We start from the raw sequence: 19,820 nt of genomic DNA, 5'->3' as shown, positions 1-19,820 counted from the left end.
CTTTGAAAAGGGTTCTTTCCTCCCCTTCCCCCGGACCCCCATCCCCTCCTTTTCCCAAACTTTTTGTAGCCGCTTCGCGGGGCAGGGCGCAAAAAAAGACCCCCGACTCATACCTGAGTCAGGGGTCTTTCACTCTTCATGGAGCGATTCGGGTGTGCCAGCACCCGACAGCGGCTCTCCCACCGCGCTCGCACAAGGCTTTGATTCGCCCCGTCCTGGGGCTCACCCCTTCGGGGCGTCGCGGAAAGACCGCAACGTCCAAATCCGCTGTCCTGCGGATTTGTCGAGAGTGGTGCAGCTGTGCATTTTCTTCCGGGGGGCTTTCACCGCAGCGTAGCCGTCTACGTGAGGATGAAAGCCCCCCGGAAAAAATGTGCAGATGCGCCGCTATCGGAAGCCGCCTAAGGTAAGATCATATCATCAACCGATTGGCGCCAGGCCTTGGGGAGGACCTGAAGATCCGGCTTGCGGTGACCCACGGCGATGAGCATGGGAATCCAGTAGTTGTCCGGGATGTCGAACTCCTTGCGCACGGCCTCGCGGTCGAAGCCGTCCATGGGGTGGGTGTCCAGGCCGCGCGCGGCGGCCGCGTACATGAAGGACATGGCGAACAGCCCGGCGTTCTTGGCGGCAAAGGCCAGGGAGGCTTCCGAGGTGTCGCCGTACAGGGTCTTGGTGGCGTTGAGGAACCAGTCGCGCTGCTCGGGCTTGAGGTTGTGCTTGAAGTGGCCTTCCAGGGTGGGGTTGCCTTCCTTCCAGCCGTCCCGGTCACCCAGGACGATGAGCACCACCGGGGCCTCGGTGATCTTGGGCTGGTCCCAGGCCACGGCGCGCAGGGCGGCCTTGCGCTCCGGGTCGCGGACCACCTTCACCTTCCACGGCTGCAGATTGAAGCTCGACGGGGCCATGGCGGCCTCGGCCAACACGGTGCGCAGCAGCTCGTCGGGCACGTCCTGCGAGGGGTCGAAAAAGTTGATCGCTCTGCGCCGTTCCAATATTTCGTTGAATTCCATATGCGTATCCTCCGAATGCAGTGTCGGGGCGAGGTTGCCTCCACCCCAATATAACCACTACCGGAAAAAAGAAAAGGCCGTCTGGACGACGGCCTTCGTTTCATCGGAAGTTCATGAATTTGTTTTGCGCCTCTCGCAGGCTGTTCAAAAGCGTGCGACTGCAAGGCGCGAAAAAGCGGCAAGGCCGCGAGCGAGCGTTTATCAACAGCCTGTTAGGGCATCATCGGGGCCATGGGCAACCCCTCGTCGATGTCCAGCCCGCAGATCAGGTTGGCGTTCATCAGCGCCTGGCCGGACGCGCCGCGGCAGAGGTTGTCGATGGCCGACAGGATGATCAGCCGGTTGGTCCGGGGATCGACCACCAGGCCGATGTCGCAGAAGACCGTGCCCCGCACGAAGCGGGTCTCGGGCAGCTGGCCCTTGGGCAGCACGCGCACCAGGGGCTTGTCCGCGTAGAAGTCGGTGTAGGTTTGGTGCACGGCGTCCAGGTCGGCCTCGCCCTTGAGCCGGGTGTAGATGGTCGACAGGATGCCCCGGTCGATGGGCAGCAGGTGGGTGTTGAACGAGACCGTGATGTCGGTCCCGGCCAGCTTGGAAATTTCCTGCTCGATCTCCGGGGTGTGCCGGTGGGTGGGCAGGCCGTAGGCCCGGAAGGAATCGGCCACTTCGCAGAACAGATTGCCCACCTTGGCCCCGCGCCCAGCGCCCGAGGCCCCGGACTTGGCGTCGATGACGATGTTGTCCGTCTCCACCAGCCCGGCGGCCAGGGCCGGAGCCAGGCCGAGGATGGAGGAGGTCGGGTAGCAGCCGGGGTTGGCGATGAGCCGCGCGCCCATGATCTTGTCCAGGTACAGCTCGGGCAGCCCGTAGACCGCCTCCTTGAGCAGGTCGGCGCGGGTGTGCTCGACCTGGTACCACGCCTCGTAGGTGGCCTTGTCGTTGATGCGGAAGTCGGCGGACAGGTCCACCACCTTGACGCCTGCCTCGATCAGCTCGGCGGCGATCTCCATGGCAGTCTTGTGCGGCACGGCCAGGAAGACCACGTCGCATTCCTCGGCCAGGTCGGCGGCGTCGGGCTGGGTGATGGTCAGCTCGCCCAGGGGCAGCCGGTTGAAGAAGGGGTAGATGTCGGCGAGCTTCTTGCCCGCCTCGGACCGGGAGGTGGCCCGGACCAGCTCCATGGAGGAGTGGTGGACCATGAGCCGGGCCAGTTCCATGCCGGTGTAGCCGGTGACGCCCACCAGCCCGGCCTTGATGATCTGAGACATTGTCGTTCCCGCTATTTTGTCTTGTTAACGTAGGCCATCCGCAGATTGTACACGAGGTCGCACAAGAGCTTCTTCTCGTCTTCCTCCAGGCCGTTGTCGAATTTTTGCTTGAGCATGCCGAGCACGTCGATGGTGTGCTTGGCCAGGTCCTTGTTGAAGGAGGTCTTGCCCGTGCCCGGATCGGCGGCTTCGCCCAGGGCGACCATGGCCGAGGAGGACAGGGAGTAGATGAAGGTGGTGAAGTTGATGCCCAGGGGGATGCCCTTCATGGGGTTTTCTCTGCAGTTATTCTGGCCCATTTTCCTCTCCGTGCTGATTGAATGCGGTTGCCACTGCCCGATAAGTACGGTCTGGCCGGGCCATAGTCAATACGGAGAGCACCGGTTTGCTGTGGTCCGCGTCGGCGCAAGTACGTGCATTATGTGAAATAACTAATATACATACTTGCCTGATGCCTGTAAGGTGTGCACAATTGCGTATGATGATGAGGGGTTTTTTCACAACAACACAATGCAAGGTTTTCGAGATGGTTAACTCTGTTTTGCGTTCAGCGTCGGCCTGCGGCTTCGTCCTGATTCTTTCCCTGGCTCTGGCCGGATGCTCCGGCGACAAGAAAAAGGCCGAGCAGGCGGCTCCCGAGGCGGTCCCCATGAAGGTGGTCAAGGCGGAGACCCGCGACATGCCCAACTGGGGCGAGTGGGTCGGCCAGATCAGCGCCCACGAGACCGTGGAGGTCCGGGCGCGCGTGGCCGGGTTCCTGATCAAGAAGAATTTCGAGGAGGGCCGGACCGTCAAGAAGGGCGACCTGCTCTTCGTCATCGATCCCAAGCCGTTCGAGGAGGACCTGAAACAGGCCCAGTCCGGCCTGGAGTACAACCAGGCCCTGTACAACAAGGCGGCCAAGGACCTGGTCCGTTTCCAGAAGCTCTTCAAGGAGGGCGTGGTCAGCCGCGACGAGTACGAGAGCTACGAGACCCAGGCGGCCACCTACAAGGCCCAGCTGGCCGACAACCGGGCCAAGGTGGAGAACGCCAAGATCCAGCTCGGCTACACCAAGATCTACTCGCCCATCGACGGCGTCATCGGCCGGGTGCAGGTGGACGTGGGCAACCTGGTGGGCCAGGGCGAGAACACCCTGCTGGCGACCATCTCCACCATGGACCCGGTCTACGTCAGCTTCAACGTCAGCGAGGGCGACTACATCCGGGCCATGCGCGACAAGCAGGCCCGCGATTCCGGCGACCGGCCCATCCGCTTGGTCCTGGCCGACGGCAGCGAATACAGCCATCCCGGCAGCTTCGACATGGTCAACCCGACCGTGGACCCGCAGACCGGAACGCTCGGCATCCGCGTGCTCTTTCCCAACCCCGGCAACCTGCTCAAGCCCGGCCAGTACGCCAAGGTCCGGGTGCGAGTCTCCAACCATCAGAACGCGGTGGTCATTCCGGTCACGGCGATCATGGACGTCCAGGGCATGAAGTCCGTGTACCTGGTGGACGCAGACGGGACCATCAAGAACCAGCCGGTCAAGCTCGGCACCGAATCCGCGAGCCTGGCCGTGGTCACCGAGGGCGTCAAGGAAGGGGACATGATCCTGGCCGAGGGCATCAACCGGGTCAAGCCGGGCATGAAGATCAAGCCGGTGGTGGTGCCCATGGAGTCCGGCGCTCCGCAGCAGCCCGCCCCGGCCGAAGATGCCGGGACCACGCCCGCGCCGGTCTCCGGCGACACCGCGCAGCCCGCTTCCGGCGACGGCGCGAAGACCGGAGCGGAGTAGCCCATGTTCGTCCGCTTCTTCATCGACCGGCCCATCTTCGCCTCGGTGGTGGCCATCATCATCCTGCTGGTGGGCATCCTTTCCCTGTTCGCCCTGCCCATCGCCCAGTATCCGCAGATCTCGCCGCCTTCGGTCAGCGTCAAGGCCACGTACACCGGCGCCGACGCCGCCACCGTGGAGCAGTCCGTGGCCGCGCCCATCGAGGAGCAGGTCAACGGCGCCCAGGACATGATGTACATGAAGTCCATCTCGGCCAACGACGGCTCCCTGAACCTGACCGTGACCTTCCAGCTGGGCCGCGACCTGGAGCTGGCCACCGTGGACGTGCAGAACCGCGTCAACCTGGCGACGCCCCAGCTGCCCCAGGATGTCCGCAACACCGGCATCTCCGTGCGCAAGCAGTCGCCGGAGTTCGTGCTCATCGTCTCCCTGACCTCGGACAAGCCGGAGTACGACACCCTTTTCCTGAACAACTACGGCAAGATCAACCTCTATGACGCCCTGCGGCGCATCGAGGGCGTCGGCGACGTGAACATGTTCGGCGACCTGGACTACGGCATGCGCCTGTGGCTCGACCCGGACCGCCTGGCCTCCTACAACCTGACGGTCAGCGACGTGATCAACGCCGTGGAGGAGCAGAACACCCAGGCCCCGGCGGGCCAGATCGGCATGCCGCCCTCGCCCAAGGACCAGCAGTTCCAGATGACCCTGCGCGTCAAGGGCCGCCTGGCCGACCCCGACGAGTTCGGCAACATCATCCTCAAGGCCGAGTCCGACGGGTCCGTGGTGCGCATCAGGGACGTGGCCCGGGTGGAGCTGGGCGCCAAGAACTACTTCACCTTCGCCCGCCTCAACGGCCAGCCCAACGCCTCCATGCTCATCTACCAGCTGCCCGGCTCCAACGCCCTGGACGTGGCCAAGCAGGTGCGGGCGACCATGGCGGACCTGTACCGGTACTTCCCGGAGGGCGTGCATTATTCCATCCCGTACGACACCACCCGGTTCGTGAACTCGTCCATTGAGGAGGTCATGTCCACCCTGTACGAGGCGTTGATCCTCGTCTTCCTGGTGGTCTTCATTTTCCTGCAGAACTGGCGCACGACCGTCATTCCCATGGTCTGCGTGCCGGTCTCGCTGATCGGCACCTTCGCCCTGTTCCCCCTGCTCGGGTTCTCCATCAACACCCTGACCCTGTTCGGCCTGGTCCTGGCCATCGGCATCGTCGTGGACGACGCCATCGTCGTGGTCGAGGCGACCCAGCGCAACATCGACGACGAGGGCATGTCGCCCAAGGACGCCACCAAGAAGGCCATGAGCGAGGTCACCGGTCCGATCATCGCCAGTACCCTGGTGCTCGTCGCGGTGTTCATCCCCGTGGCCTTCATGGGCGGCATCACCGGCCAGCTGTACAAGCAGTTCGCCCTGACCCTGTCCGTGTCCGTGGCCATCTCGTCGGTCAACGCCCTGACCCTGTCGCCCGCCCTGTCGGCCCTGATCCTGCGGCCGTACTCGCCCATCCGGGGGCCGCTCGGCTGGTTCTTCGGCAAGTTCAACACCATCTTCGACTGGGTCACCAAGCGCTACAACAAGGCCGTGGCGGCCATGGTCAAGCGCGCCTTCATGGGCGTGCTCGTGGTGGCCGTGCTCATCGGGGCCTGCGGCGGCCTGTTCTCCATCCTGCCGTCCAGCTTCGTGCCGGACGAGGACCAGGGCTACTTCATCGTCAACGTCTCCTTGCCCGAGGGCGCGTCCCTGGAGCGGTCCGACGGGGTCATGAAGAAGGTCGAGGCCTACCTCAAGGACGCGCCGGGCGTGCACAACTACGTCGTGCTCGGCGGGTTCAACCTGCTGACCGGGGCCTACTCCTCGTACACCTCGGCGGTCTTCGTGGTCCTGGAGGACTGGGCCAAGCGGACCACGCCGGAGCTGTCGCTCGCGTCCATCATGGGCAATGCCCAGAAGGCGTTCTGGGGCATCCAGGAAGCGGTGGTCATGGCCTTTTCGCCGCCGCCCATCCCGGGCCTGTCCTCCACCGGCGGGTTGCAGTTCGAGCTGCAGGACCGCTCGGGCAACAGCGTGTCCGAGCTGGCCGCCGTGACCAGGGCGTATATCGCCGAGGCGGCCAAGCGCCCGGAGATCACCAGCCTGTTCACCACCTTCAGCGACAGCGTGCCGCAGTACTTCGTGGAGATCGACCGCGACAAGGCCAAGAAGCTCGGCGTGCCCATCTCCGACGTGTTCAAGACGCTGCAGACCTATCTCGGCGGCTACTATATCAACGACTTCAACAAGTACGGGCGCACCTACCGGGTCATGGCCCAGGCCGAGTCGCAGTTCCGTACCCGGCTCGAGGACCTGAACCGGTTCTACATGCGTTCCAACACCGGCCAGATGGTCCCGCTGTCCACCCTGAGCAACGCCAAGCGCATCACCGGCCCGGAATACATCCAGCGCTACAACGTCTTCCGCTCGGTGGAGATCAACGCGGCCACTCCGGCGGGGTACAGCTCGGGCCAGACCATCGCCGCCATGGAGGAAGTGGCCCAGCAGAACCTGCCCGACGGGTACGGCTACGACTGGACGGCCATCGCCTATCAGGAGAAGAGCGCCGGAGGGCAGGTCGGGATCATCTTCGGCCTGGCCATCGTCATGGTCTTCCTGGTCCTGGCCGCGCAGTACGAGAGCTGGACCACGCCGTTCGCGGTCATCCTGTGCGTCCCGCTCGGCATCTTCGGGGCCATGTCGGCCCAGTGGCTGCGCGGGCTGGACAACAACGTCTACGCCCAGGTCGGCCTGGTCATGCTCATCGGCCTGGCGGCCAAGAACGCGATCATGATCGTGGAGTACGCCAAGGACAAGCACGACGCGGGCATGTCCATCCTGGAGGCGGCCAAGGCCGCCGCGTCCCTGCGCTTCCGGCCCATCCTGATGACCTCGTTTGCCTTCATCCTGGGCGTCATCCCCCTGGTGCGGGCCTCGGGCGCGGGCTCGGCCAGCCGGCACGCGCTGGGCACCTCGGTCTTTGGCGGCATGATCGCGGCCACCGTCCTCGGCGTGCTCGTAGTCCCCTCACTGTACACGGCCATCCAGGGCGCGGGCTCCTGGATAGGCGGTTTCCTGCGCAAAGAGGGTATAGCCAACAGGAAAGAAAAATAGTCTGTTATGTATAAGTGATACGTGTAAAAAGCCGCTTTCGGGCGGCTTTTTTCGTGTCTTCTGTCTTTTTGATTGGAAAAGTTCCTATCCTGTTGACTGAAAAAAGGAATCTGCTACCGTCTGAGCATGAGAGGGTGTATGTGGCGAATTATGTTCGGCAGGGCCGGACGGCGGCTGGCGGGCTGGTGCCTTGCCGCCGCGCTCCTTGCCGCCCTCGCTCCCGTGTCGTTCGCTGCCGAGCCCCTGCGCGTGGCCTATCCGGACTACTGGCCCTTCTTCACCCGGTCCGAGGAAGGGTACATGACCGGGTTTTTCTACGAGATCGTCAGCGAGGCCCTGGTCCGCCTGGGCATCGGCTCGACGTGGCGGGCCTATCCGTGGAGCCGCTGCCAGGCCCTGGTCCGGTCGGGCGACGTCGACGCCATGATCACCGTGCCTACGGCCGAGCGGCTGGTCTATGCGGCCACGCACAAGAACCCGTTTTACCTGAAGCGGCTCAAGGTGTTCACCACCGCGGACCACCCCAAGCTGGCCGAGATCAGGGATATCCGCTCCATCGACGACATCTTCCGCCTGGGCCTGGTGGTGCTCACCTACCACGGCAACGGCTGGAACGACAAATGTATCCGCTCCCGGGGCATCAAGACCTACGAGTCGCCATTGCTCAAGAACGTCTGGCTCATGCTGGCCAACCACCGGGGCGACATCGTCATCGAGTGGCCCATGGCCGCCTGGCCCCTGATCGAAGAGGGCGGGGTGGGCAACCGTATCGTGGAGACGGACGTCTCGCTCGACGCCATGCCGTTTCACCTGCTCATCAACCGCGACTGCCCCCATGCCGCCCGGCTGCCCGAGTTCGACGAGGCCATCAAAGAGATGAAGGCCGAGGGGCGGCTCGATGCCATCCTGTCGAAATACGAGGGCAACCAATAGGGGGAGAGGGCATCTTTTTTTTGCGCCTGTTGATAGATTTGACGGTATTGTGTTTACACTAAATGTAATTGCCTATATATGGAGTTAAATTCCGCCGCAAAAGGAGGCTCCATGTTCAGGTATTACGTCAACAAGAAGGCCCAGCCCACCGGGGAGCACGAAGTCCACACGAGCCTGTGCTCGAACAAGCCCCTGCCCGAAAACAGCATCTACCTCGGCGAGTTCCCGACCTGCCACGGCGCGATCGCCAAGGCCCGGGAGTATTACGAGGAGGTGGACGGCTGCTATTTCTGTTGCAGGGAGTGCCACACCCGCTGAGGGGAGAAGGAGAAGGCCCGCTGAGCGGGCCTTCTGCATTGGAAAAGATAAAGACAAATAAGAAAAGAGCCGTCGCTGGCGCTCCTCCAACTTTTTTGCAGCCCTCCCGGCGGGGTTCTTTCTTTTGCTGGCCCAAAAGAAAGAACCAAAGAAAAGGGCCTGGAGGTAGCGCCGCCGCCTTCCTCGTCAGCCCAAGAATCTGATCGGACCGGCTCCGCTCCCGATCCAGTCGTCCGCTCCGCTCCCTCCCAGGATCGAAGAGCCGCTCCGCCGTTCCGTCAGCTTCTAGGGCTGACGAGGAGATGGCTGAAATATTTCGATAAGAATATCTTTGAACTTGGTCGAGCAATTAGGATTGTTGACATCAAGCAGGTGGAGAGGAAGTCCTAAGACTTTACTGACTGCTTCAGCGTGGCGGCGTTCAGCTTTCAAATGGTTTTCAACTTCTGAAAGTGAAATACATAAGTTGCTATCACGTGTGAGCCGCCTCTTAAGTATTCGTTCCGCCGTATCGGTTAGCAAGAATAGCGCACTTAAATCCATATTGATAAAGGAGTTCACGCTAATAGGATAAATTCCGTTTCCCGAGATAATGGTAAAGTGCCCATCCAGTATTAAATCTTGATGATCAGCTCTAAGTCGTCCAAGTCCTTTTATTAGAATAGATTGATTGCTTTCTGGTTCATGAGCAATTTTGTCTAAGAAGTTATTATTGGTATGCGCCTTTATTATGGCACTAGCGGAAAATGTTGGAATATCAAAAAAATCAGCAATCAATTCACATAAAGTGGTCTTTCCAACTCCATGTATTCCACCTATAAAAAAAATATTAGTGTTTGACTGTCTCATACTCTAAGTCTGTAAGAGATTTTAGATTGTCATCATCAATATATGTAAATGATTGTGGTATCCTGAATGTTTCTGAGAGAGTTTCTGGAGGTACCATCGTTGTCAGCCTACGGATTTCAGAAAATTGAATTGCATATGCCGTTCTCTTTCCTTCGAAATAGTGAAGGTATGCATCTTTATTAATGCCAGATGCATGTCTTGTCTTTTGCCAAATGTCACTTACTGAACCGCAGAGTATATGATCGACAATACCAATCCCGACAATCATCTTCTTAGGGGAGGAAGCATAAATAACGACAGCCGAGATGTCTTTTGATGGTATTGATTTTCTGTATTCAAATCGTTTTTCTCCTGACAATAATCTGTCAGCATAAACTGGTTTGATCGGAAGGAATATTGAGGCCACCTGTTAATCTCCATATATTATGGGAGAATGACTCCGCATTTTGGCACTTTACTCTCTTCAACTAGAGCTAAAAATTGCTTATCGTCTACTTTCATAAATCCCCAATAGTTATCCCTGTTGAGACCAACATTCTCAACGAGTGAAGCCATGTTTGGTCTTTTCGGTAAAGCGATATTGTAAGTCATTTTAATGGCATATCCGACCTGTTTTTTGTAGAATTTTGTAAGTTCTTCGTCAGTAAAGACGCTATGGGGCGATGTGAATTTTTTGAAGTCGTCCAGTGTGGTGAAAGAATTGACAGCCTTTATGTTCTCAACTGCGCATATAGAAGTGGCAACAGAGCGATACCATGCAGGCCCTGAATCTTTGGTTCGGTAAATAATTATCAAGTCTTTGTTTTTGATTGAGCCAATGTCCCTTGCCCATGATATATATACTTTATGAATGCTATTGGTGTGGGAAATGTCGTCTATAATGCTAGAGTTTTCTGTCCGTAAAATGGAGTCAGGAAATAGCTTGGTGTGCCATTGAGGGTAGATAGCTAGTAGCCATTTATTGCAATTAACTGCATCAAGTACCGGATAGTCGGCCACGATACTACCCGTCATGCGATTGAAGTCTTTAAGGTAAACCTGTTCTGTTCCACTTGGGGTTGTCTTGGTTCCGTGGCGAACAAAGCCGTACTTTTCAAGAATACTGATTAAAGGCCAGTGCTCATCAAAAACAGTAACATATATATGCTTGATATTGTTTACAATAGCATGGTCAAAAATCTTTTTAACGAACCGTTCTCCAAGTTTAGTGCCATGAGCATTGATTTTAAAGGTGCCTACTTTTAAGCATATATCAGTATTAAGAGGTGGAGTGATGTCTGTTATAGGTCCGTACTCAACTTTGAGATACAGAAACGCTTGAATTCCTTCGGCGTCGCTCATGACATAAGCGTGCTCTTTTCCCTTCCTCCTGAACCAATCATCGAAACCGCGGTATGCCTTTCGAAGTGAATCAAAAAAGGAATCTTGCAGGTTAAGAACGTCAAAGGTGCGGACAACAATATTGGAATCTTTAGCCACAGTGAGTCTCCTTGAGTTATTCAGGTGTGTACATGGCTTATCATCCAATTATTTATTTTACTATATTTTTGTTGGTGTCGAGTGGGCAATCTGTTGTCTTGGACAGCCTTTTAATGCGCTTCCGCCCAATTCTTCCCAACGCCCATGTCCACCTTGAGCGGGACGTCCAGTTTGGCGACGTTCTGCATGATCTCCATTAAGCGCGCGCCCGCCTTTTCGATGTTGGCTTCGGGGGCTTCGATGATGAGTTCGTCGTGGACCTGGAGGATGAGGCGGGCTTCGAGTTCCTTGAGGGGCTTGTCCTTGTGGGCCTGGACCATGGCCATCTTGATGATGTCGGCGGCCGAGCCCTGGATGACCGTGTTGACCGCCTGGCGGCGGGCCTGGGACGAGAGCTGGTTGTTGCGGGAGTGGAGCTCGGGTAGCAAGCGGCGGCGTCCGGCCAGGGTGGTCACGAAGCCGTGCTTGAGCGCGTCCTCGACAATCGTATCGTAGTACGCCTTGAGGGTGGCCATCTTCTCGAAGTATTTGTCCGTGAATTCCTGGGCCTCGGCCTGCTTGATGCTCAACTCGCGGGCCAGCTTCTGCACGCCCATGCCGTAGATCAGGCCGAAGTTGATGGTCTTGGCCCCGCGCCGCTCGGTGTCGGTCACGTCCTTGATGTCCTTGTCGTGGATCAGCGCCGCCGTGCGCGCGTGGATGTCCTCGTCGTGCCTGAAGGCGTCGATCAGCGCCGGGTCCTTGGAGAAATGGGCCAGGACGCGCAACTCGACCTGCGAGTAGTCCGCCGCGGCCAGCCGGTTGCCCTCGGCCGCGTTGAAGCAGGCGCGCATGCGCGGTCCGTGCACTCCCCGGATGGGGATGTTCTGCAAATTCGGCTGCGAGCTGGACAGCCTGCCCGTGGCCGTGGACAGCTGGTTGAAATGCGTGTGCAGGCGGCCGTCCTCCCCGACCATCTTGGGCAGGGGCTCCAAGTAGGTGGAGCGCAGCTTTTCGAGCATGCGGAATTCCAGCACAGCATCCACGATGGGATGCTGGTCGCGGATTTTCTCCAACACTTGGTTGGCCGTGGAGCGCAGCCCGGTGGAGGTCTTGGACCCGGCCTTGATGCCGAGTTGGTCGAACAGGACCACGGCCAGCTGCTGGCTGGAGCGGATGTTGAACTCCTCGCCCGCGTGCCTGATGATCGTCCGGGTCAGCTCGTCCAGCTGGCCGTTGACTTCGTCCAGAAATTCCTGGAACGCCGCGTCGTCGATGGCGATGCCCGCCCGCTCCATGGACACCAGCACCGGGATGAGCGGGATTTCCAGCTCGCGCATGAGCTCGTTCAGGTGCGCGCCTTCCACCTGGCCCCGAATGCCCGTCATGTAGGCCAGCGCGGCCAGCCCCTGGGACTTCGGGTGCAGGTCGCGCGATGCGTCCGCGAACTCGGCCCGGCCGTCCTGGAACATGGACTGCCGCAGCCGCGCCCAGGTGTAGTTGCGCGCCTCGGGGTCGAGCAGGTAGGCGGCCAGGCTGAGGTCGAACCACTGGCTCGACAGGATGTGCCCCCACGCCTCGTCCGCGCGCAGCAGGTCCTGCACGCTCGGCGTGGCGATGACCGAGGCGTGCTCGATCTTGCGCACCAAATCCTTGGCCGGGCCCGTGTAGCGGTATTCCTGGCCGTTCACGCCGATAAAAAATGCCTCGTTCTCGAAGGTCAACCCCACGTCCTCGCCGCCCAGGTCGGGCAGGTCGTCCACGGTTCCGGCCACGTTCACGTCCAGGGGCTCCTCGGCCTTCTCGTTGGCCGGGGCGGCCTCGCCGAACAGGGAGAACTGCTTGCTCTCTCCGGCCGGAGCGGCCTGGGCGGCCTTCTTGACCGTCTCGGCCAGCGGGGCCGGTGCGGACTGGGCCGTGCCCGCGTCCCTGGGCAGGAGCCGCTGCAATCCGCGCAGCTCGTATTCCTCGAAAAACGCGTCCAACGCGGCCAGGTCAGGCCGTTGCAGCCGGAAAAAGTCCAGGTCCTGGTCGCAGCTGTCGGTCTTCATGCGCGTCAGTTCGCGGAAGTTGAAGATGTTGTCCAGCTCGGGCTCGACCTTGGCGCGCAGCTTCTCGGGCACCTTGTCCAGGTTGTCGCGCACGTCCTCCAGCGTGGGGCCGGTGGCGGCGAACAGCTTGCGCGCGGTCACGGGGCCGATGCCGGGGATGCCGGGGATGTTGTCCGCCGAGTCGCCGATCACGGCCTGGAAGTCCGGCCAGGTGTCGGGCTCCATGCCCTCGGCCTCGCGGAAGGAATCGAGCGTGTGGATGGTCTCCTTGCGCCCGATCTGGCTGACCATGACCACCCGGTCGTCCAGGCACTGCTTGATGTCCTTGTCCGTGGCCAGGATGATCACCGGCCTGTCCGCCTTGTAGCGGCCCGCCAGGGAGCAGATGCAGTCGTCCGCCTCCACGCCGTCGGAAACCAGCAGCCTGATGCCGAGTAGCTCCACGCCCCGGCGCACGGGCTCCACCTGGTCGCGAAGCGGCTCGGGCATGGCCGGGCGGTTGGCCTTGTACTCGCCGTACAGCGCGTTGCGGAAGGTCGGCCCCTTGCCGTCCATGAGAAAGCCCACGTGGTTCGGGTTCTCGTCCTTGAGCAGGTTCATGAGCACGCGCATGACCGTGTTGATGGCGTTGGTCGGGAACCCGTCCGAGCGGGACAGGTCGGCGCGCGCGTAGAAGGCGCGATAGAGCAGGGCGGTCCCGTCGATGAGGTACACCGGGTCCTTATCGAAATTGAGGCGTTCTTTTAACGACATAGCTATGTGGGGTGGGGGTTAGATTCTGTGGATGGAGGATTTGCGGCCGTGTCCGAGGCGTTTGAGCATGAAGATTTCCGGGTCCACGCCTTCCAGGTCGGTCAGCTCCACTTCGGCCCGGGCGGCCTGTTTGTGCCCGCCCGCCGAGCCGAGCCCGTTCATCAGCTTCTGGGCCATGGCCCCCATGTCGCGGCGCAGGCCGTCGCCCCGGAAGATGCAGACCAGCTTGTCGTCGGCCGTGCCCGAGACCACCACCCAGGCCACGTTGTGCACCCGGGTGAAGAAATCGGCCACGATGACCAGGATGTCCGGGTTGTCCACGTTGCCGCAGTGGGCGAACAGTCCGTGGCCGATGCGCCGCAGGTTGTAGAAGGCGCGGGAAAAGTAGCGCATCCAGTCCAGGTGGAACTCGCTGCGGCTGATGCGGTTCATCAGCTTGGAGTCCGCGAACTTGCTCAGGTACTTGAAGGCGGACATGTCCGCGTCGGTGAACTCCCGCTCGAACGTCTTGGTGTCGCAGCGGATGCCGTACAGAAGCGCCGTGGCCAGCAGTTTGGCCGGGCGGATCTTCATGTTGTACAGGTACTCGGTCATCATGGTGCAGACCGCGCCGTACTTGGGCCGGATGTCCACGAAGTCGGCCTGGACCAGGTTGTCCTGCATGATCGGGTGGTGGTCGATGACCACCGAGAAATCGAACTGCTTGAACTCGGGGTTGTGGTGCGGCTGCGAGTCCACCAGGGCGAACTTGTCGTATTGGGCCGCGAGGTTCGGGATGAGCTTCTGGGTGGGAATGCGGCAGTAGCGGATCATGGACAGGTTGTCCGGCCGCTTGATTTCATTGATCTGCGCAATGGCCGCGGCGTTCACGCGCCGGGTCATGATCCGTTTCAGGGCCAGCGCCGAGCCCAGCGCGTCCGGGTCGGCGTTGATGAGGATCAGCCAGTTGTCTTCTTTGTTGAACAGGCTGAGAAGTTGCTCGACCTGCTCGTCAAGTTGTCGAAATAGTGCCACGTACTATCCCTGTTTCAGGGTTAACGGCAGCCCGGCCGCCACCAGAAAAGCCTGGTCGGCCCGCACGGCGACAGCTTGGTTGAGCGCGCCGAGGCTCCGCACGAAGGCCCGGACCGCGCTGCCGGCAGGCAGCGGCCCAAGCCCTGTCTCACAGGAGACAAGTATCAAATCCGTGGAGCCCCAGTTGTCGAGAACTTCCAGGAATTCCTCGACCTTAACCGGCTCGCATCCGGCCTCGCGACAGGCGAACAACCAGTAGTCCAGGCTATCCACCAGCACGGCCGGAAACGACAATTTAGCCTTTTGAAGCCTTTGAGGCAAGTCCTCGGCCACTTCCGCCACTTCGATACCGGGCCCCCGGCTTTGGCGGTGGCGCCGGATCTGGTCGCGAAATTCCATGTCCCGGGCCTTGCCCGTGGCCACGAACAGGCCCGGACCGGCCGATTCGGCCAGCAAATCCAGCGCGAAATCGGATTTTCCGGATTTGTTGCCGCCGAGCACCAATGTGATCATTTTTCCTCCTGCCACCCGGCGAACCACTGGCCGAAGAGGTCCAGGGAGTCGAACAGCTCCGTCCGGCGGAAGAGCTCCAGGGTCACGGTGAAGTCGGTTGCCCGTTCGAGCATGGTCCTGAGCAGGACCTGGCCCACGGGGTCCAGTTCGTTGAGCGGCCAGTGCCGCCTGTCCCGTTCGGCCCCGTATATGTGGAGCATGCGCACCCGCTCCCACAGGCCGGGCAGCTGCAGCACGTCGCGCTGGTCATAGGCCTGGATGTGCCCGATGTCCAGGCAGGCCGAGAAGCCGCCCTCGACCACCTCGTCCCAGACCTCGGTCAGGCTGCGGCCGCCCACGTTCTCGATCAGGAACAGGGCCGGGTCCACGCCCTTGTCGCGCAGCCTCTCCGCCAGGGGCGGGAGCATGTCCGGCCCGTCCGGCGGATGGAGCACATAGGCTCTGGGCGAGACCAAGGCGATCTTGTCCAGCAGCCCGTCAATCTTTTGCCAGGCGGTCTCGAACCCGGCCCGCCACGGCAGGTCCAGCGGCAGATGCACGTGCCAGGAGCAGGGCAGGTCCGCCAGGTGCGCGGGCAGGTCCTCGTCCGTGTAGGCCAGACAGGCCTCGGTTTCGAAGAAAAGAACCGCGATTTCGGGGAAATAATCGGCCAGGAACGCGCTGTTCTCGGCCAGGCCCGCAGGCAGCACGGCCGAGGGCGCGGCCAGGGGGAAGGGGAAGCGCACGTCCCATTTTTGCTCCACCCCGCGCACGGAAAGGGGGGCGGAGGGCGCAGGATTTGCCCGGTCGCCGCCGGGGAGGTTCCGCGAAGCCGTCGGTTTCGTTGACATAGGGTCTCGGGGCATGGCTATTGCAGCGAATCGCTCAATGTAACGAACGGTTCGCCGAGGTTTTGGATATGATCGGATTTCGGAATTATTTCCAACATAAGTTCAATCCCCTGCACGTCTTCTGCCGGTTGCGCCGGTTCGGTCTGCCCCGATCCGCCGCCCGCAACGTCTGTTGGATCTACGAACGCGGGCTTTACCGCTTTCTTCTCTAGTCGAGCAGGCCGAGTTGCTTTTCCTTGGTCACCTTGCGGGCGGCCAGGGTGGATTTGGTCAGAAGTCGTTCCGGAATTTCACGTAGATAGCGCGATCGCGGCAGGGTAAGGGTCTTGCCGTAGAGTTGCCGGTTGGCCGCGTGGCTGAGATAGAGGTTGCGCCGGGCGCGGGTCATGCCCACGAACATCAGGCGGCGCTCCTCGGCGAACCGCTGGCCCCTGCCGGGGGTCAGGGTGACGGTGGCGGTGAGCAGGTCCATGCCCGCGAAGGGGAGGATGCCCTCCTCGCAGGCGGGCATGAAAACGGCCTCGAATTCCAAACCCTTGGAGGCGTGGAGGGTCATGATCTGGACCTTCTCGGCGGTCCGGCGGACCAGTTCGAGCTCGGTCTGGAGCGACACCCAGTTGACCAGCCCCTGCCAGCCGCCGCGCCGGTCGAACTCCTTCTTGAGTTCCTTGAACTGGCGGCTTTCCCAGAAGAACTGGTCGAACGGCGGGGTCTCGCTCAGGTAGGCGGCCAGCCCCACCGGGCCCTTGGCCAGGATGTGGTCCGGAATCTCGATGGTGCCCTCGACGCCGGACAGGGTCATGCCCAGGAACTGCTCGGCGGCCTTGAGAATGGCGGCCACGCGCGGTTCCTGCCAGAATCCTTCCAGCTCCGGGGTGCTGACGGGGATGCCCGCGCGCTTGAGCGCCTTCTCGATGACCGGGATGAGCGCCTTGAAGCGGACCAGCACGGCGATGTCGCCGGGCGCCAGGTCCCCGCCCCCCTCGCTGTCCACGATGGAGTGGCTGGTGGCCCCGATCAGCCCCTTGATCTTGTCGCTGATCCAGGTGGCCTCGCGCATGGCGTCCGGGGCCTCGAACAGGTGCATGGTCGCGTCCACGCCCTTGCGGGCGATCAGGCGCGGCGAATCGGGGAAAAGATTGCCCGCCCCGTCCAGGATGGTCTGGCCCGAGCGGTAGTTGTCGACCAGGGTGACCATCTCGATGTCCGGCCAGACCCCCTTGAGGTACTCCTCCACGTCGCTCACGGCCCCCCGGAACCCGTAGATGGACTGCTTGGGGTCGCCGATGCAGAACAGCCCCTCGCCGGACTTCCCGGCGATGCCCCGGACCACGGCCAGTTGCAGGGGGGTGAGGTCCTGGACCTCGTCCACCAACACGTGGGTGTAGGGCATGTGGAAGGTCGGCGCGCCGCTTTGCTCGAGCATGAATTCCAGCAGGTCGGTGTAGTCCACCAGGTCCCAGTGATTCTTCTGGTTGCCGTAGCTGATGTGCGCCTCGGCCAGGTCCTCGGGCAGTTCGGTCAGCTGCTCGCGGGCCAGGATGTACTTGTTCCAGTAGTGATCGAGGTTCTTGCCCGCGAATTCCGGGTTGACCTCGGCGAAAAGTTTCTTGGCCGCTGTCTCGGGGACCACGATGGGCGTCTCGGAGTAGGCGTGCTTCCAGTAGTCGAAGCACAGGGAGTGGAGCGTCCCGGCCTGGGGCATTTCCGCGTTCTCGCCGCGCAGGGCGTGCAGCCGGTCGCGCATCTCCTGGGCGGCCCGCCGGGTGAAGGTCAGGGCCAGGATGCGCTTGGGGGGGACCCCCTCGTCCATGAGCCGTTCCACCCGGCCCATGAGGGTCTGGGTCTTGCCCGTGCCGGGACCGGCCAGGACGAGCACCGGGCCGGGCCCCGCGTCGATGGCCGCCTGCTGGGCGTCGTTGTAGGCCAGCGGGATGGCCTCGACCTTGGGCCGGGACACGGCCTTGCAGGTCGCGGTCATGCCGGGGTCGGGCCGGGCCTCGGGTCGGGGGATGTGGATGAGCGTGCCCCCGTTCTTGATCTGGGCGCGCTCCTTTTCCGAAAAAACCGAGATGACCCCGTACTCGCCGTCGAACCCGGCCTTGCGGATGACCTGGCCGTCGCGCATGCGGGTGATGCCCTCGGCCAGGTGGCAGGAGAACCGGGTCAGGTCCTCGGCGGGCGCGCGCTGGAGGATGTCCAGCTCGTTGCCGAACTCGCGGATGAGCTGCATGTACAGGTGGTCGACCTTCTTGGAGCCCGGGCCCACGCCGAGCACCTCGGAGAGGATCTCCTTGAGCGGGATCATGGATACGAAGCCGGGCGCGCCCGCGGGCTGGGCCGGCTCCTCGCGGTCGGCCAGCTCCAGGATGCGGTTGTACACGCCCACTGTCACGGGCTTGCCGCAGACCGGGCAGATGCCGTCCCGCGCGATGGTTTCGTGGGGGTCCATGGACACGCCGCACTTGCGGTGCCCGTCCATGTGGTACTTGCCCTCCTCGGGAAAGAACTCCACGGTGCCGAGAAATTTGTGGCCCAAGCCCTCGCCGCGCAGGGCCCGGTAGATGCCCTCGTAGGAAATTTCGCCCCGGAACAGGTTGGCCTCGCGGCCGAGCTTTTCGCCGGAGTGGGCGTCGGAGTTGGAGATCAGCCGGATGCGGTCCAGTTCGGACCAGGTCCAGTTCATCTCGGGGTCGGATGAGAGCCCGGTCTCCATGGCGAAGATCTCGTCCGCGTAGTCGCCGAAGCACTCGCGGATGGAGTCGAAGCCGGACTTGGAGCCGAACAGGGAGAACCAGGGGGTCCAGATGTGGGCCGGGACCAGGAAGGCCTGGGAGTGGGTCTCCAGGACCAGGTCCATGAGGTCGCGGGAGTCCAGGCCGAGGATGGGGCGGCCGTCCGAGGCCAGGTTGCCCACCTGGCCGAGCTTCTCGTTGAACCTTTTCACCGCGTCCAGGTTGGGCATGTAGACCAGGTTGTGGACCTTGCGGACCTTGCCGCCGCGCTTGTAGATGGAGCTGATCTCCGTCTGGAGCATGAACCGGGTGCGGCCGGGGATGTCGCCGTCGAAGGCCGGGATCTCCTTTTCCAGCCCGCGGGGCTCGCGCAGGGTGAATAATCCCTTGCCGTTGTCCTCCAGCTGCTCCTCGATCTCGGCCAGCCATTCGGGGTGGGTGAAGTCGCCCGTACCCAGCACCGAAAGCCCCTTCATCCGGCCCCAGGCGGCCAGGTTCCGGATGGTCAGGTTCTTGCTGGTGGCACGCGAAAAACGGGAGTGTATGTGCAGGTCGGCGGTGAATCTTTCCATGGAGGGAACAGTATAGGCATACTCCTATTATTGCAACCCGTGGGCCCCTCCTAAATGGGTTGACTGCGGGTTTTGTTGCAGATACAACTTTCGCCATGAATCTTGATAGACTGAATCCGAGGGAGTCCATCGGCTTCCTCTCCTGGAAGGTTGCCCGCGTCTTCGCCAACGACCTGGCCGCCCGCTTCGCCGAGGCCGGCGTCAAGATCACGGTGGAGCAGTGGCGCGCCCTGTTGCCGGCATACAAGGCCGACGGACTGACTCAGGGAAGACTGTGCGACATGCTCTCCCAGGAGAAGACCGGGGTCAGCCGCCTGGTCGCGGCCCTGGAAAAGCACGGCCTGCTGCGCCGCGAATCCAGCGACGACGACCGGCGAGTGAAGTACATCTACATCACGGACAAGGGCCGCGAACTGGTGGACTTCACCATCGACATCGTCCTGGAGAGCCGGGCGGACATCGTCAAGCACGTGGACCCGGAGGAGTATGCCGTGTGCAAGCGGGTCCTGTGGCAGCTTATCGAGCCCCACCTGGACGCGGCCTGCTGTCTCAAGGAAGAGCCGTTTCCGAAGTAGGGGAG

Annotated in this window: 16 protein-coding genes; 5 read left to right on the top strand and 11 right to left on the bottom strand. The window is 61.6% G+C overall.

Features of this window, described 5'->3' with window-relative positions:
- Positions 1–401: 401 nt before the first annotated feature.
- From AB6M95_RS08985 to AB6M95_RS08975, 3 genes are all read right to left on the bottom strand, one after another.
- Complete coding sequence (locus tag AB6M95_RS08985) at positions 402–1,013, bottom strand: nitroreductase family protein (protein WP_371386401.1); 612 nt, start codon at positions 1,011–1,013, stop codon at positions 402–404.
- A gap of 212 nt (positions 1,014–1,225) precedes the next feature.
- Positions 1,226–2,281, bottom strand: a complete 1,056-nt coding sequence (argC, locus tag AB6M95_RS08980) for an N-acetyl-gamma-glutamyl-phosphate reductase (RefSeq protein WP_371386400.1) — start codon at positions 2,279–2,281, stop codon at positions 1,226–1,228.
- 11 nt (positions 2,282–2,292) lie between these two features.
- A complete protein-coding gene (locus AB6M95_RS08975; RefSeq protein WP_371386399.1) occupies positions 2,293–2,580 on the bottom strand; it encodes a DUF1844 domain-containing protein in 288 nt (95 codons plus the stop codon).
- 242 nt (positions 2,581–2,822) lie between these two features.
- On the opposite strand from AB6M95_RS08975, the gene AB6M95_RS08970 reads away from it, so the two are divergent.
- The 4 genes from AB6M95_RS08970 to AB6M95_RS08955 all read left to right on the top strand — a co-directional run bounded on the left by AB6M95_RS08970 (position 2,823) and on the right by AB6M95_RS08955 (position 8,465).
- Entirely contained in the window at positions 2,823–4,058 is a 1,236-nt protein-coding gene (locus AB6M95_RS08970; RefSeq protein ID WP_371386398.1) for an efflux RND transporter periplasmic adaptor subunit, read from the top strand.
- Between the two features lie 3 nt (positions 4,059–4,061).
- Positions 4,062–7,214 (top strand): efflux RND transporter permease subunit, encoded by a 3,153-nt coding sequence (locus tag AB6M95_RS08965; protein ID WP_371386397.1) that lies wholly within the window; start codon positions 4,062–4,064, stop codon positions 7,212–7,214.
- 138 nt (positions 7,215–7,352) lie between these two features.
- Positions 7,353–8,147 (top strand): substrate-binding periplasmic protein, encoded by a 795-nt coding sequence (locus AB6M95_RS08960; protein ID WP_371386396.1) that lies wholly within the window; start codon positions 7,353–7,355, stop codon positions 8,145–8,147.
- A gap of 111 nt (positions 8,148–8,258) precedes the next feature.
- The gene (locus AB6M95_RS08955) at positions 8,259–8,465 is read left to right on the top strand and encodes a hypothetical protein (RefSeq protein WP_371386395.1); all 207 of its coding nucleotides are present in this window, start codon (positions 8,259–8,261) and stop codon (positions 8,463–8,465) included.
- Between the two features lie 285 nt (positions 8,466–8,750).
- Here AB6M95_RS08955 and AB6M95_RS08950 read toward each other — a convergent pair whose 3' ends face one another.
- The 8 genes from AB6M95_RS08950 to AB6M95_RS08915 form a co-directional block, all read right to left on the bottom strand.
- Positions 8,751–9,314, bottom strand: coding sequence for an ATP-binding protein (locus AB6M95_RS08950; protein WP_371386394.1), 564 nt, complete (start codon positions 9,312–9,314; stop codon positions 8,751–8,753).
- Complete coding sequence (locus AB6M95_RS08945) at positions 9,295–9,720, bottom strand: ASCH domain-containing protein (protein ID WP_371386393.1); 426 nt, start codon at positions 9,718–9,720, stop codon at positions 9,295–9,297. The genes AB6M95_RS08950 and AB6M95_RS08945 overlap by 20 nt, the downstream gene beginning before the upstream one ends.
- 17 nt (positions 9,721–9,737) lie before the next feature.
- Positions 9,738–10,793, bottom strand: coding sequence for a hypothetical protein (locus tag AB6M95_RS08940; RefSeq protein ID WP_371386392.1), 1,056 nt, complete (start codon positions 10,791–10,793; stop codon positions 9,738–9,740).
- A gap of 110 nt (positions 10,794–10,903) precedes the next feature.
- Positions 10,904–13,576: a DNA polymerase I gene (polA, locus tag AB6M95_RS08935; RefSeq protein ID WP_371386391.1), complete on the bottom strand. Its 2,673-nt coding sequence runs from the start codon at positions 13,574–13,576 to the stop codon at positions 10,904–10,906.
- A gap of 18 nt (positions 13,577–13,594) precedes the next feature.
- A complete protein-coding gene (locus AB6M95_RS08930; protein WP_371386390.1) occupies positions 13,595–14,590 on the bottom strand; it encodes a DHH family phosphoesterase in 996 nt (331 codons plus the stop codon).
- 3 nt (positions 14,591–14,593) lie between these two features.
- On the bottom strand, positions 14,594–15,103 hold the full coding sequence (locus AB6M95_RS08925) for a bifunctional adenosylcobinamide kinase/adenosylcobinamide-phosphate guanylyltransferase (RefSeq protein WP_371386389.1): 510 nt from the start codon (positions 15,101–15,103) through the stop codon (positions 14,594–14,596).
- The gene (cbiR, locus tag AB6M95_RS08920; RefSeq protein WP_371386388.1) at positions 15,100–15,828 is read right to left on the bottom strand and encodes a cobamide remodeling phosphodiesterase CbiR; all 729 of its coding nucleotides are present in this window, start codon (positions 15,826–15,828) and stop codon (positions 15,100–15,102) included. Before cbiR ends, AB6M95_RS08925 begins: the two co-directional genes overlap by 4 nt.
- A 313-nt stretch (positions 15,829–16,141) precedes the next feature.
- Positions 16,142–19,240 carry a UvrD-helicase domain-containing protein gene (locus tag AB6M95_RS08915; RefSeq protein ID WP_371386387.1) on the bottom strand — a complete coding sequence of 1,033 codons (3,099 nt, stop codon included), beginning with the start codon at positions 19,238–19,240 and terminating at the stop codon, positions 16,142–16,144.
- 95 nt (positions 19,241–19,335) lie between these two features.
- Here AB6M95_RS08915 and AB6M95_RS08910 point away from each other — a divergent pair, with 95 nt between their 5' ends.
- The gene (locus AB6M95_RS08910; RefSeq protein WP_371386386.1) at positions 19,336–19,815 is read left to right on the top strand and encodes a MarR family winged helix-turn-helix transcriptional regulator; all 480 of its coding nucleotides are present in this window, start codon (positions 19,336–19,338) and stop codon (positions 19,813–19,815) included.
- The last annotated feature ends 5 nt before the right edge of the window (positions 19,816–19,820 follow it).

The organism is Pseudodesulfovibrio karagichevae (assembly GCF_041414475.1).
GTDB lineage: Bacteria > Desulfobacterota > Desulfovibrionia > Desulfovibrionales > Desulfovibrionaceae > Pseudodesulfovibrio > Pseudodesulfovibrio karagichevae.
This window is presented reverse-complemented; position numbering and strand designations above follow the sequence as displayed.